This is a genomic window from Pseudomonas sp. MYb2, assembly GCF_002979955.1.
Classification (GTDB): Bacteria; Pseudomonadota; Gammaproteobacteria; order Pseudomonadales; family Pseudomonadaceae; genus Aquipseudomonas.
This window is the reverse complement of sequence record NZ_PCQC01000015.1, coordinates 11,290-25,707: the sequence shown is the minus strand read 5'-3', so window position 1 is coordinate 25,707 and position 14,418 is coordinate 11,290. Positions and strand designations below refer to the sequence as shown.

Here is a 14,418-nt window from a genome sequence, read left to right as displayed (position 1 = left end):
CATGGCCACTATCCACGTAGACGGCAAAGCGCTCGAAGTCGACGGGGCAGACAACCTGTTACAGGCATGTCTGTCGCTGGGCCTCGACATTCCATATTTCTGCTGGCACCCCGCGCTCGGTAGCGTCGGGGCTTGCCGCCAGTGTGCGGTCAAGCAGTACACCGACGAGAACGACACCCGTGGTCGCATCGTCATGTCCTGCATGACCCCTGCCACCGACAACACCTGGATCTCCATCGAAGATGAAGAATCCAAGGCGTTCCGCGCCAGTGTTGTCGAATGGCTGATGACCAACCACCCGCACGACTGCCCTGTGTGCGAAGAAGGCGGTCATTGCCACCTGCAAGACATGACCGTGATGACCGGCCACAACGAGCGCCGTTATCGCTTCACCAAACGCACCCACCAGAACCAGCAACTGGGCCCGTTCATTTCCCACGAAATGAACCGCTGCATCGCTTGCTACCGCTGCGTGCGTTTCTACAAGGATTACGCTGGCGGCACCGACCTCGGTGTGTTCGGCGCCCACGACAACGTGTACTTCGGTCGCGTTGAAGACGGCACCCTCGAAAGCGAGTTCTCCGGCAACCTCACCGAGGTCTGCCCGACCGGTGTGTTCACCGACAAGACTCACTCCGAACGCTACAACCGCAAGTGGGACATGCAGTTCGCGCCGAGCATCTGCCATGGCTGCTCGAGCGGTTGCAACATTTCCCCGGGCGAGCGTTACGGCGAACTGCGTCGCATCGAAAACCGTTTCAACGGTTCGGTGAACCAGTACTTCCTGTGCGACCGTGGCCGTTTCGGTTATGGCTACGTCAACCGCACCGACCGTCCACGTCAGCCGCTGCTGGCCGACGGCACCAAGCTCGGTCTGGATGCTGCACTGGATAAAGCCGCTGACTTGCTGCGCGGTCGCAACATCGTCGGTATCGGTTCGCCGCGTGCCAGCCTCGAGAGCAACTACGCGTTGCGCGAACTGGTCGGCGCCGAGCACTTCTATTCGGGTATCGAAGCCTCCGAACTGGAGCGCATCCGTCTGGTCTTGCAAGTGCTGAAAGACAGCCCGCTGCCTGTACCGAACATGCGCGACATCGAAGACCACGACGCCATTTTCGTCCTCGGTGAAGACCTGACCCAGACCGCCGCCCGTGTGGCGCTGTCGCTGCGTCAATCGGTCAAAGGCAAAGCCGAAGACATGGCCGAAGCCATGCGCGTTCAGCCTTGGCTCGACGCCGCCGTGAAGAACATCGGTCAGCACGCGCTGAACCCGCTGTTCATCGCCAGCCTGGCGGAAACCAAGCTCGACGACATCGCTGAAGAATGCGTACACGCAGCACCTGACGATCTGGCGCGCATCGGTTTCGCCGTTGCTCACGCACTGGACGCCAGCGCCCCGGCCGTTGAAGGTCTGGACGCCGAAGCACTGGAACTGGCCAAGCGTATTGCTGACGCCCTGCTCGCGGCCAAACGACCGCTGATCATCGCCGGTACGTCGCTGGGCTCCAAAGCCTTGATCGAAGCCGCGGCGAACATCGCCAAAGCGCTGAAGCTGCGCGAGAAAAACGGTTCGATCAGCCTGATCGTGCCAGAAGCCAACAGCCTTGGTCTGGCCATGCTCGGTGGCGAATCGGTCGACGCTGCGCTGCAAGCCGTCATCGACGGTAAGGCTGACGCTATCGTCGTGCTGGAAAACGATCTGTACACCCGCACCGCCAAAGACAAGGTCGATGCTGCACTGAACGCTGCGCAAGTGGTGATCGTTGCTGATCATCAGAAGACTGCGACCAGCGATCGCGCGCACCTGGTTCTGCCAGCGGCAAGCTTCGCCGAAGGCGACGGTACGCTGGTCAGCCAGGAAGGTCGCGCCCAGCGCTTCTTCCAGGTTTTCGACCCGCAATACCTCGACGCGAGCATTCTGGTTCACGAAGGCTGGCGCTGGCTGCACGCCCTGCGCGCGACCTTGCTGAACCAGCCGATCGACTGGACGCAACTCGACCACGTCACCGCTGCCGTTGCTTCGAGCACCGAGCAACTGGCACGTATCGTCGACGCTGCACCATCGGCGGCGTTCCGCATCAAGGGTCTGAAACTGGCGCGTGAGCCGCTGCGTTACTCCGGTCGCACCGCAATGCGCGCCGACATCAGCGTTCACGAACCACGCACCCCGCAAGACAAAGACACCGCGTTCGCCTTCTCCATGGAAGGTTACTCGGGCTCTGCCGAACCGCGTCAGCAGGTGCCATTTGCATGGTCGCCGGGCTGGAACTCGCCACAAGCGTGGAACAAGTTCCAGGACGAAGTCGGTGGTCACATCCGTGCAGGCGACCCGGGCACCCGCCTGATCGAAAGCACTGGCGACTCGCTGAACTGGTTCGCTGCTGCACCGCGCGCATTCAACCCGGCGCCGGGAACCTGGCAAGCGGTACCGTTCTTCCACCTGTTCGGCAGCGAAGAGAACTCTTCGAAAGCCGCACCGGTTCAAGAGCGTATTCCGGCTGCTTACGTGGCACTGGCCAAGTCCGAAGCGGATCGTCTCGGCGTCAACGACGGTGCCCTGCTGAGCCTGAACGTGGCCGGTCAGACCCTGCGTCTGCCGCTGCGCATCAATGAAGAACTGGGCGCCGGTCTGGTGGCGTTGCCTGCGGGCATCGCCGGCATTCCACCGGCATTCGCCGGCGTATCCGTCGACGGTCTGCAGGAGGCAGCGCAATGACCTGGTTCACCCCTGAAGTGATCGATGTGATCCTGACGGTCGTCAAAGCCATCGTGATTCTGCTGGCCGTGGTGGTCGCGGGCGCGTTGCTCAGCTTTGTCGAACGTCGCCTGCTGGGCTGGTGGCAGGACCGTTACGGTCCGAACCGCGTTGGCCCGTTTGGCATGTTCCAGATCGCCGCCGACATGCTGAAGATGTTCTTCAAGGAAGACTGGACCCCGCCGTTTGCCGACAAAGTGATCTTCACTTTGGCGCCGGTTGTAGCCATGTCCGCCCTGCTGATCGCGTTTGCGATCATCCCGATCACCCCGACCTGGGGCGTCGCGGATCTGAACATCGGCCTGCTGTTCTTCTTCGCCATGGCCGGTCTGTCGGTCTACGCGGTGTTGTTCGCCGGCTGGTCGAGTAACAACAAGTTCGCCCTGCTCGGTGCGCTGCGTGCTTCGGCGCAGACCGTGTCCTACGAAGTGTTCATGGGCCTGGCCCTGATGGGCATCGTGGTCCAGGTCGGCTCGTTCAACATGCGCGACATCGTCGAGTACCAGGCGCAGAACCTGTGGTTCATCATTCCGCAGTTCTTCGGCTTCTGTACCTTCTTCATCGCTGGCGTCGCCGTGACTCACCGTCACCCGTTCGACCAGCCGGAAGCGGAACAGGAACTGGCCGACGGTTACCACATTGAATACGCCGGTATGAAATGGGGCATGTTCTTCGTCGGTGAATACATCGGCATCATCCTGATCTCGGCGCTGTTGGTCACCCTGTTCTTCGGTGGCTGGCATGGTCCGTTCGGCATATTGCCGCAACTGTCCTTCCTCTGGTTCGCACTGAAGACCGCGTTCTTCATCATGCTGTTCATTCTGCTGCGCGCTTCCATTCCGCGTCCGCGTTATGACCAGGTGATGGATTTCAGCTGGAAATTCTGCCTGCCACTGACCCTGATCAATTTGCTGGTGACCGCTGCAGTCGTGTTGTGGAACACGCCAGCAGTCGCGGTTCAGTGAGGATTTGACCCATGTTCAAATATATTGGCGACATCGTTAAGGGTACTGGTACCCAGTTGCGCAGCCTGGTCATGGTCTTCGGCCATGGCTTTCGCAAGCGCGACACCCTGCAATACCCGGAAGAAGCGGTCTACCTGCCACCACGCTACCGTGGTCGTATCGTCCTGACCCGTGACCCCGATGGCGAAGAGCGTTGCGTTGCCTGCAACCTGTGCGCCGTGGCTTGCCCGGTGGGTTGCATCTCGCTGCAGAAAGCTGAAACCGAAGACGGTCGCTGGTACCCGGACTTCTTCCGTATCAACTTCTCGCGCTGCATTTTCTGCGGTCTCTGCGAGGAAGCCTGTCCGACCACCGCAATCCAGCTGACACCGGATTTCGAGATGGCCGAGTTCAAACGTCAGGACCTGGTGTACGAGAAAGAAGATCTGTTGATCTCCGGCCCCGGCAAAAACCCTGATTACAACTTCTATCGTGTTGCAGGTATGGCAATCGCTGGCAAGCCGAAAGGCGCCGCACAGAACGAAGCCGAACCGATCAACGTGAAGAGCTTGCTGCCTTAAGGAAGAACGATGGAATTCGCTTTCTATTTCGCATCGGGTATCGCTGTTGTGGCCACGCTACGTGTGGTCACCAACACCAACCCTGTGCACGCCCTGCTCTACCTGATCATCTCGTTGATCGCTGTGGCCATGACCTTCTTTGCACTCGGCGCACCGTTCGCCGGCGTGCTGGAAGTGATCGCCTACGCCGGCGCCATCATGGTGCTGTTCGTGTTCGTGGTGATGATGCTGAACCTCGGCCCCGCCGCGGTTCAGCAAGAACGCGCCTGGCTCAAGCCCGGTATCTGGGCAGGGCCGGTGATTCTCGCCGGGCTGCTGCTGGCCGAACTGCTGTATGTGCTGTTCGCTCACCAGAGCGGTCAAGCCATCGGCCACACCACCGTAGACGCGAAAGCCGTGGGCATCAGCCTGTTCGGCCCGTACCTGCTGGTGGTCGAACTCGCCTCGATGCTGCTGCTTGCTGCAGCCGTCACGGCGTTCCATTTGGGCCGTAACGAGGCGAAGGAGTAAGTCATGCCTGCTATCCCTCTCGAACATGGACTGGCCGTCGCCGGCATCCTGTTCTGCCTTGGTCTGGTCGGCCTGATGGTCCGCCGCAACATTTTGTTCGTGTTGATGAGTCTGGAAGTGATGATGAACGCCTCTGCACTGGCGTTCATTGTTGCAGGCGCCCGTTGGGGCCAGCCGGATGGACAGATCATGTTCATCCTGGTGATCAGCCTTGCAGCCGCCGAGGCCAGTATTGGTCTGGCGATCCTGCTGCAACTGTATCGCCGCTTCCACACGCTCGATATCGACGCTGCCAGTGAGATGCGCGGATGAACCTGATCTTTCTGACTTTCGTATTCCCTCTGATCGGTTTCCTGCTGCTGTCGTTCTCCCGTGGACGCTGGTCGGAAAACCTCTCGGCGCTGATCGGCGTGGGTTCCATTGGCTTGTCGGCGATCGTCGCCGCCTACGTCATCTGGCAATTCAACGTCGCACCACCGGAAGGCGGTCACTACACCCTGGTGCTGTGGAAGTGGATGGCGGTCGAAGGCTTCAAGCCTGACTTCGCCCTCTACGTCGACGGCCTGTCGATCACCATGCTCGGCGTGGTGGTGGGCGTGGGTTTCCTGATCCACCTGTTCGCGTCCTGGTACATGCGCGGCGAAGCGGGTTACTCGCGCTTCTTCTCGTACACCAACCTGTTTATCGCCAGCATGCTGTTCCTGGTGCTCGGCGATAACCTGTTGTTCCTGTACTTCGGCTGGGAAGGTGTGGGCTTGTGCTCGTACCTGTTGATCGGTTTCTACTACAGCAACCGCAACAACGGTAACGCCGCACTCAAGGCCTTCATCGTGACCCGGATCGGCGACGTGTTCATGGCCATCGGCCTGTTCATCCTGTTCCAGCAAGTGGGCACGTTGAACATCCAGGAACTGCTGGTGCTGGCACCGCAGAAATTCCAGGTCGGCGACTTCTGGATCACCCTGGCGACGCTGATGCTGCTGGGTGGCGCGGTCGGTAAATCGGCACAACTGCCGCTGCAAACCTGGCTCGCGGATGCGATGGCTGGCCCGACTCCGGTGTCGGCACTGATCCACGCCGCGACGATGGTTACTGCCGGTGTCTACCTGATCGCCCGTACCCACGGTCTGTTCACCCTGGCGCCGGAAATCCTCCACCTGGTCGGCATCGTTGGTGGTGTGACCCTGGTACTGGCCAGTTTCGCGGCACTGGTACAAACCGACATCAAACGTATCCTCGCCTACTCGACCATGAGCCAGATCGGCTACATGTTCCTGGCGCTGGGCGTTGGTGCCTGGGATGGCGCGATTTTCCACCTGATGACCCACGCCTTCTTCAAGGCCCTGCTGTTCCTTGCTTCCGGTGCGGTGATTGTTGCCTGCCACCACGAGCAGAACATCTTCAAGATGGGCGGTCTGTGGAAAAAACTGCCACTGGCCTATGCCAGCTTCATCGTTGGTGGTGCTGCCCTCGCCGCTCTGCCACTGGTCACCGCCGGCTTCTACTCCAAGGACGAAATCCTTTGGGAAGCGTTCGCCAGCGGCAACCACGGTCTGCTCTACGCAGGTCTGGTCGGCGCGTTCATGACGTCGCTGTACACCTTCCGCCTGATCTTCATCACGTTCCACGGTGAAGCCAAGACTGAAGCCCACGCCGGTCACGGCATCGCTCACTGGCTGCCATTGTCGGTGCTGATCGTATTGTCCACCGCCATCGGCGCGATGATCGTTCCGCCACTGCACGGCGTACTGCCAGAAAGCGTTGGCCATGCTGGCGGCGAAGCCAAGCACAGTCTGGAAATCGCCTCGGGCGCCATCGCCCTGGCCGGTATCCTGCTGGCAGCGCTGCTGTTCCTCGGCAAGCGTCGTTTCGTCACGGCGATCGCCAACAGCGGCATCGGCCGTTTCCTTTCGGCCTGGTGGTTCGCTGCCTGGGGCTTCGACTGGATCTACGACAAACTGTTCGTCAAGCCTTACCTTGCGATCAGCCACGTACTGCGCAAAGACCCGCTCGACCAGACCATCGGTCTGATCCCGCGTATGGCCAAGGGGGGTCACACCGCCCTGAGCCGCACCGAGACCGGTCAACTGCGTTGGTATGCGGCTTCCATGGCTGCTGGTGCCGTGCTGGTGATCGGCGCCATCGTGCTGGTAGCGGTCTGATATGAACCTTGCGAATTTGCGAAAGGAAACGAGCCCGTCATGATTCTGCCTTGGCTAATCCTGATCCCCTTCATCGGCGGCCTGCTGTGCTGGATGGGTGAGCGCTTCGGCGCTACCCTCCCGCGCTGGATTGCGCTGATCACCATGTCCCTGTTGCTCGCGATCGGCCTCTGGCTGTGGGCTACCGGCAACTATTCATTTGCTCCGGCGCCTGGCGCCGATCCGACCTGGGCGCTTGAGTTCAAGCATGTCTGGATCCAGCGCTTCGGCATCAACGTGCACCTGGCCCTCGACGGCCTGTCGCTGTTGATGATCCTGCTGACCGGTCTGCTGGGTATCCTCTCGGTACTCTGCTCGTGGAAAGAGATTCAACGTCACGTTGGCTTCTTCCACCTGAACCTGATGTGGATCCTGGGCGGCGTTGTCGGCGTGTTCCTCGCCCTCGACCTGTTCATGTTCTTCTTCTTCTGGGAAATGATGCTGGTGCCGATGTACTTCCTCATCGCGCTCTGGGGTCACAGTTCTTCGGACGGCAAGAAAACCCGGATCTACGCGGCAACCAAGTTCTTCATCTTCACTCAGGCTTCCGGCCTGATCATGCTGGTGGCGATCCTCGGTCTGGTGCTGGTCAACTTCAACAACACTGGCGTGATTACTTTCAACTACGCCGACCTGTTGAAAACCAAGATGTCGATGACCACTGAGTACATCCTGATGCTCGGCTTCTTCATCGCCTTCGCGGTCAAGCTGCCGGTCGTACCGTTCCACTCGTGGTTGCCTGATGCCCACGCCCAGGCGCCGACTGCAGGTTCCGTCGACCTCGCCGGTATCTTGCTGAAAACCGCTGCCTACGGTCTGCTGCGTTTCGCCCTGCCGCTGTTCCCGAATGCTTCGGCGGAGTTTGCGCCGATCGCCATGACCCTCGGTCTGATCGGGATCTTCTACGGCGCGTTCCTCGCTTTCGCACAAACCGACATCAAACGTCTGATTGCCTTCTCGTCCGTTTCCCACATGGGTTTCGTGTTGATCGGCATCTACTCCGGCAGCCAACTGGCGCTGCAAGGTGCAGTAATCCAGATGTTGGCGCACGGTGTGTCGGCGGCGGCACTGTTTATCCTCAGCGGTCAGTTGTACGAGCGTCTGCACACTCGGGACATGCGTGAGATGGGCGGTCTGTGGTCGCGTATCGCTTACCTGCCGGCAATCAGCCTGTTCTTTGCAGCCGCTTCGTTGGGTCTGCCGGGTACCGGTAACTTTGTCGGTGAGTTCCTGATCCTGATCGGCTCTTTCGCCAGCTGGCCGTGGATCACTGCGATTGCCACTTCCGGTCTGGTGTTCGGTTCGGTCTACTCGCTGATCATGATCCACCGTGCCTACTTCGGTCCGGCGAAATCGGATTCGATCCTGCACGGTATGGACGCTCGCGAACTGATCATGGTGCTAGGCCTTGCGGTGTTGCTGATCTACATCGGCGTCTACCCGCAACCGTTCCTCGACACGTCTGCCGCCACGATGCATGGCGTTCAGCAGTGGCTCGGCACCGCCTTCACTCAACTCGCTTCGGCCCGGTAAGAGCGCTATGGAATTCACGATTCAACACTTTATTGCGCTTGCGCCACTGTTGATCACCAGCCTCACCATTATCGTGGTGATGCTGGCAATCGCCTGGCGCCGCAACCACTCGCAGACCTTCCTGATTTCGGTCGCCGGTCTGAACCTGGCCTTGCTGTCGATCCTGCCAGCCCTGAAAGTCGCGCCTCTGGCCGTGACTCCACTGCTGCAAATCGACACGTTCGCTTGCCTGTACATGGCGCTGATTCTGGTCGCCACCCTCGCCTGCGTCACCCTCGCCCACGCCTATTTGGGCGATGGCGGTTCGGGCTACCCGGGCAACCGTGAAGAACTGTACTTGCTGATCCTGATGGCCGCCGCTGGTGGTCTGGTTCTGGTCAGCGCGCAGCACCTGGCCGGTTTGTTCATCGGTCTGGAACTGCTCTCGGTACCGGTTTACGGTCTGGTGGCTTACGCCTTCTTCAACAAGCGTTCGCTGGAAGCCGGCATCAAGTACATGGTGCTGTCGGCCGCCGGTTCCGCGTTCCTGTTGTTCGGTATGGCGCTGCTGTACGCCGACTCGGGTTCGCTGAGTTTCGTCGGTATTGGTCAGGCTCTGGCCGCGACTGGCCTGCCTAGCTCGCTGGCGCAACTGGGCCTGGGCATGATGCTGATCGGTCTGGCGTTCAAACTGTCGCTGGTACCGTTCCACCTGTGGACGCCGGACGTTTACGAAGGTGCTCCGGCACCGGTGGCTGCGTTCCTCGCAACCGCGTCGAAGGTTGCAGTGTTTGCGGTGATGGTGCGTCTGTTCCAGATCTCCCCTGCCGCCAGCAGTGGCGTATTGAGCGACGTGCTGACCGTCATCGCCATCGCCTCGATCCTGTTCGGTAACCTGCTGGCCCTGACCCAGAGCAACCTCAAGCGTCTGCTCGGTTACTCGTCCATCGCGCACTTCGGCTACCTGCTGATCGCACTGGTGGCGAGCAAAGGTCTGGCGGTGGAAGCCATTGGCGTGTACCTGGTGACTTATGTGATCACCAGCCTCGGCGCGTTCGGCGTGATCACTCTGATGTCCTCGCCGTACAACGGCCGTGACGCGGATGCCCTGTACGAATACCGCGGCCTGTTCTGGCGCCGCCCGTACCTGACCGCCGTGCTGACCGTGATGATGCTGTCCCTGGCCGGTATCCCGCTGACTGCTGGCTTCATCGGCAAGTTCTACATCATCGCTACCGGTGTTGAATCGCACCAATGGTGGCTGGTCGGCGCGCTGGTGCTGGGCAGCGCCATCGGCGTCTTCTACTACCTGCGCGTGATGGTCACCCTGTACCTGATCGAGCCAAACCTGCGTCGCCACGACGCCCAGCTGCACTGGGAACAGAAGGCCGGCGGCGTGATGCTGCTGGCCATCGCCCTGGTCGCGTTCTTCCTGGGTGTGTACCCGCAGCCATTGCTGACGCTGGTTCAGCAGGCGGGTCTGGCGGGCTGACAGCTCGAGCGCTACAAACAAAAACGGCACCTTCGGGTGCCGTTTTTTTTGCAATTTCAAGATCAAAAGATCGCAGCCTTCGGCAGCTCCTACAGGGACTCGTGGAGGAGCTGCCGAAGGCTGCGATCTTTTGATCTTCCCCCTCCAATACCCGATTAATGAACCAAACTCATAACTCTATAGCGAAAATTCGCAAAAACCTTTTCCTCTCTTCAGCAGTCATTCCTTAACGAGACCGGTGAACACGCCGGCATGCCCGTTTGGGCCACTAGCCCCCTGCTGCCCTGATTGAGTAAAAGGAATCGAACCATGACGATTTCCCGACGCAGATTTCTGATCCTTGGCGCCGTCACCGCAACGGCATTCGCCATGCCGCCGTTTATCAGCCTCAAGGCCTATGCGGCCAACCTGGAGCAACCGGCCATGAGCAAAGTGACGATCAACGTCAATGGCAAACCGCGTGAACTGGACGTCGATACCCGCACCACCCTGCTCGATGCCCTGCGCGAACACCTGCAACTGACCGGCACTAAAAAAGGCTGCGATCACGGCCAGTGCGGCGCCTGCACAGTGATCGCCGATGGCCGCCGGATCAATTCCTGCCTGACCCTGGCAGTCATGCACGAAGGCAGTGACGTCACCACCATCGAGGGCCTCGGGATGCCTGACAAATTGCACCCGATGCAGGCCGCGTTCATCAAGCATGACGGCTATCAGTGCGGTTATTGCACGCCGGGGCAGATCTGCTCGGCAGTCGCCGTCATCAAGGAGATCCGCGACGGCATCCCCAGCCACGCCAGCGCCAGCTTGACCGAGCCGCCGCAACTGATCGCCAGTGAGTTTCAGGAGCGCATGAGCGGCAATATCTGCCGTTGTGGCGCCTACTCGAACATCATCGAAGCCATCACTGAAGTCGCGGAGGTGCCAGCATGAGGCCGTTCAGTTACAGCCGCGCCGATTCTCCCGCCGCCGCTGCGCAAGCGGCGCAGGCCGAAGGCGCGCGTTTTATCGCCGGCGGCACCAATCTGCTCGACTTGATGAAACTCGACATCGAAACCCCGCTGCACCTGATCGATGTCAATCACTTGGGCCTTGATCAAATCGAAGCCACGCCCGAGGGCGGTTTGCGCATCGGTGCGCTGGTGCGCAACACCGATCTGGCGGCGGATCAGCGCATCAGAAAAGACTATGCCCTGCTCTCCCGCGCCTTGCTAGCCGGGGCTTCCGGCCAGTTGCGCAACATGGCGACGACCGCTGGCAACCTGTTGCAACGCACGCGTTGCCCGTACTTCTACGACACCAATCAGGCCTGCAACAAACGCCAACCCGGCAGCGGCTGCGCGGCAATTGGCGGGGTCAGTCGACAACTGGGGGTCATCGGCGTCAGCGAGGCGTGCATCGCCACGCACCCGAGCGACATGGCCATCGCCATGCGCGCACTCGATGCGCAGATCGAAACGGTCAAACCCGACGGCAGCACACGCAGCATCGCCATGGCCGATTTCCATCAGTTGCCGGGCACCACGCCGAACATCGAAACCAGCCTCACGCCCGGCGAATTCATCACCGCCGTGACCCTGCCGGTGCCCGTCGGCGGTACGCATATTTATCACAAGGTGCGTGATCGTTCGTCGTACGCCTTTGCGCTGGTATCGGTCGGCCTGATTCTGCAAAAGGACGGCAGCGGACGTGTCGCCGTGGGTGGCATCGCGCCGAAACCATGGCGCGTCGAAGCCGCCGAAGCCTTGCTGCCCAAAGGCGCCAAAGCCGTCAGCGAACGCCTGCTCGACGGTGCCACGCCGACCCATGACAACCAATTCAAACTGACCCTGGTCGAGCGCACGCTCGGTTCGGTGTTGGCGCAAGCGAGGGACGAAGCATGAAATTCGACACGCCGGCCACCACCAACCCGATCGACCGGTTGAAGGTCATCGGCCGACCCACTGACCGCGTCGAAGGTCCGCTGAAAACCAGCGGTCAGGCGCCTTATGCCTATGAGCAACACGAGGCAGTGGCCAATCAGGCTTACGGTTTCATGGTCGGCTCGGCCATCGCCAAGGGGCGGATCAACAACATCGATCTTGAGGACGCCAAAGCCGCACCCGGCGTACTCGCCATCGTCACCGCCGCCAACGCTGGCAAACTCGGCAAGGGCAAATACAACGCCGCGCCGTTGCTGGCCGGGCCAGAGATTCAGCACTATCACCAGGCCGTTGCGCTGGTGGTCGCGGAAACTTTCGAGCAGGCCCGGGCTGCCGCGCAAATGGTCAAGGTCGATTACGTCGCCGCCGAAGGCAAGTTCGATCTGGCCAGCGTGCGTGACCAAGGCGTTGAGCCGAAAGACGAATTGCCCGATGTCAAACACGGCGATTTCGCCAAAGCCTTCGCCGCTGCGCCAGTGCAGTTCGACCAGACCTACACCACGCCGGATCAGTCCCACGCGATGATGGAACCCCACGCCACGCTGGCCGCCTGGAAAGGCGATCAACTGACCCTGTGGACGTCGAATCAGATGATCGCCTGGAGCGTCGGCGACATCGCCACCACCCTCGGTTTGCCCAAGGAAAAGGTCCGCTTGATTTCGCCGTACATTGGCGGCGGTTTTGGCGGCAAGTTGTTCGTGCGCGCCGACGCCATTCTCGCCGCCCTCGGCGCGCGGATGGCGGGTAGACCCGTGAAGGTCGCCCTCGCCCGCCCGCAAATGGCCAACAACACCACCCACCGTCCAGCGACCATTCAGCACATTCGCATGGGCGCGACGGCGGACGGCAAACTCACCGCCATTGCCCACGAAGGCTGGTCGGGCAACCTCGCGGAAGGCAAAGTCGAGGTCGCCGCGCAGCCGAGCCAATTGTTGTACGCCGCGGAAAATCGCCTGGTGAGCATGCGCCTTTCCCCGCTGGATCTACCGGAAGGCAACGCCATGCGTGCGCCTGGCGAAACCCCGGGGTTGATGGTGCTGGAAATCGCCATGGATGAAATGGCCGAGCAGCTCAAACTTGATCCGATCCAGTTCCGCATTCTCAACGACACCCAAGTCGACCCGGTGAAAACCGAGCGGCCGTTTTCCCAACGACGCTTGATCGAATGCCTGCAAACCGGTGCCGAGAAGTTCGGTTGGGATAAGCGCAATACCAAACCCGGCAGCCGTCGCGAAGGCCGCTGGCTGATCGGCATGGGCGTTGCTGCGGCAATTCGCAACAACCTGCTGGTCAAATCCGGTGCGCGGGTGCGCCTGGAGCGTGACGGCAAGGTCACGGTGGAAACCGACATGACCGACATTGGCACCGGCAGCTACACGATCATTGCGCAGACCGCCGCCGAGATGATGGGTGTGGGCCTGAAGGATGTGACGGTGCACCTGGGCGATTCGAATTTCCCGGTCTCGGCCGGGTCGGGCGGACAATTCGGCGCCAACTGCTCGACCGCCGGCGTCTACGCCGCATGCATGAAACTGCGTGAGGCGGTGGCTGGCAAGTTGGGTTTGGCGGCGGATCAAGCCGAGTTTGTTGACGGTCAGGTGCGTGTTGGCGACAAACATGTGCCGCTGCGCAATGCCACGCAAAACGGCGTGATCACGGCCGAGGACAGCATCGAGTTCGCCGACCTTGCCGAGCAGTACCAGCAATCGACTTTCGGCGCGCATTTCGTTGAGGTCGCGGTGGATGCGGCAACCGGCGAAGTGCGGGTGCGGCGGATGTTGGCGGTGTGCGCGGCGGGAAGGATTCTCAACCCGAAAGCGGCGCGCAGTCAGGTGATCGGCGCGATGACCATGGGCGTCGGCGCAGCGCTGATGGAAGAGTTGGCGGTGGACAAGAAGCTCGGCTTTTTCGTCAACCATGACTTGGCCGGATACGAGGTGCCGGTGCATGCCGACATTCCCCATCAGGAGGTGATTTTCCTCGATGAAACCGACCCGATTTCTTCGCCGATGAAGGCCAAGGGCGTCGGTGAATTGGGGATCTGCGGGGTGAGCGCGGCGGTGGCGAATGCGATCTATAACGCGACCGGGGCACGGGTGCGGGATTACCCGATTACGCTGGACAAGATTCTTTCTTCATTGCCGGAGATGATTTAAACGCCTGAGCACAGCCCCTCACCCTAACCCTCTCCCAAGGGAGAGGGAACCGATTCGGGGATATTCAAGAGCTGCACCGACCTGCACGTCTTGCTGTGAATCCATAATCGACACGGCAATTTCATGTCGGCGGAGGATGCAAGACACCTCGGTCGGCCCCCTCTCCCTCCGGGAGAGGAAACCGATTCGGGGATATTCAAGAGCTGCACCGACCTGCACGTCTTGCTGTGAAGCCATAATCGACACGGCAATTTCATGTCGGCGGATGATGCAAGACACCTCGGTCGGCCCCCTCTCCTTCCGGGAGAGGAAACCGATTCGGGGATATTCAAGAGCTGCACCGAC

General features: G+C 60.7%; 12 protein-coding genes. 11 read left to right on the top strand and 1 reads right to left on the bottom strand.

The features are described 5' to 3' along the window. Position 1 precedes the first annotated feature (1 nt). From nuoG to paoC, 11 genes are all read left to right on the top strand, one after another. The gene (gene nuoG, locus CQ009_RS21705; RefSeq protein WP_105708685.1) at positions 2-2,716 is read left to right on the top strand and encodes an NADH-quinone oxidoreductase subunit NuoG; all 2,715 of its coding nucleotides are present in this window, start codon (positions 2-4) and stop codon (positions 2,714-2,716) included. Then, a complete protein-coding gene (gene nuoH, locus CQ009_RS21700; protein ID WP_064390680.1) occupies positions 2,713-3,720 on the top strand; it encodes an NADH-quinone oxidoreductase subunit NuoH in 1,008 nt (335 codons plus the stop codon). Before nuoG ends, nuoH begins: the two co-directional genes overlap by 4 nt. Positions 3,721-3,731: 11 nt before the next feature. Then, positions 3,732-4,280, top strand: coding sequence for an NADH-quinone oxidoreductase subunit NuoI (nuoI, locus tag CQ009_RS21695; protein ID WP_016987418.1), 549 nt, complete (start codon positions 3,732-3,734; stop codon positions 4,278-4,280). Positions 4,281-4,289: 9 nt separating this feature from the next. Continuing rightward, the gene (gene nuoJ, locus CQ009_RS21690; protein WP_008082850.1) at positions 4,290-4,790 is read left to right on the top strand and encodes an NADH-quinone oxidoreductase subunit J; all 501 of its coding nucleotides are present in this window, start codon (positions 4,290-4,292) and stop codon (positions 4,788-4,790) included. A 3-nt stretch (positions 4,791-4,793) separates the two neighbouring features. Next, the gene (gene nuoK, locus CQ009_RS21685) at positions 4,794-5,102 is read left to right on the top strand and encodes an NADH-quinone oxidoreductase subunit NuoK (protein ID WP_003223790.1); all 309 of its coding nucleotides are present in this window, start codon (positions 4,794-4,796) and stop codon (positions 5,100-5,102) included. Beyond that, on the top strand, positions 5,099-6,952 hold the full coding sequence (nuoL, locus tag CQ009_RS21680) for an NADH-quinone oxidoreductase subunit L (protein WP_105708684.1): 1,854 nt from the start codon (positions 5,099-5,101) through the stop codon (positions 6,950-6,952). Before nuoK ends, nuoL begins: the two co-directional genes overlap by 4 nt. A 39-nt stretch (positions 6,953-6,991) precedes the next feature. Beyond that, positions 6,992-8,524, top strand: a complete 1,533-nt coding sequence (gene nuoM, locus CQ009_RS21675) for an NADH-quinone oxidoreductase subunit M (RefSeq protein WP_105708683.1) — start codon at positions 6,992-6,994, stop codon at positions 8,522-8,524. 7 nt (positions 8,525-8,531) lie between these two features. Continuing rightward, positions 8,532-9,995 (top strand): NADH-quinone oxidoreductase subunit NuoN, encoded by a 1,464-nt coding sequence (gene nuoN, locus CQ009_RS21670; protein WP_064390681.1) that lies wholly within the window; start codon positions 8,532-8,534, stop codon positions 9,993-9,995. 309 nt (positions 9,996-10,304) lie between these two features. Continuing rightward, positions 10,305-10,928, top strand: a complete 624-nt coding sequence (gene paoA, locus CQ009_RS21665; RefSeq protein WP_064390682.1) for an aldehyde dehydrogenase iron-sulfur subunit PaoA — start codon at positions 10,305-10,307, stop codon at positions 10,926-10,928. Further along, positions 10,925-11,878, top strand: a complete 954-nt coding sequence (locus tag CQ009_RS21660) for a xanthine dehydrogenase family protein subunit M (RefSeq protein WP_105708682.1) — start codon at positions 10,925-10,927, stop codon at positions 11,876-11,878. The genes paoA and CQ009_RS21660 overlap by 4 nt, the downstream gene beginning before the upstream one ends. Beyond that, on the top strand, positions 11,875-14,073 hold the full coding sequence (gene paoC / locus CQ009_RS21655; RefSeq protein ID WP_105708681.1) for an aldehyde oxidoreductase molybdenum-binding subunit PaoC: 2,199 nt from the start codon (positions 11,875-11,877) through the stop codon (positions 14,071-14,073). The genes CQ009_RS21660 and paoC overlap by 4 nt, the downstream gene beginning before the upstream one ends. A gap of 18 nt (positions 14,074-14,091) precedes the next feature. Here the strand turns inward: paoC and CQ009_RS30145 are convergent. Then, positions 14,092-14,418: hypothetical protein (locus CQ009_RS30145; RefSeq protein WP_218276284.1), on the bottom strand; the 327-nt coding region annotated here is incomplete at its 5' end.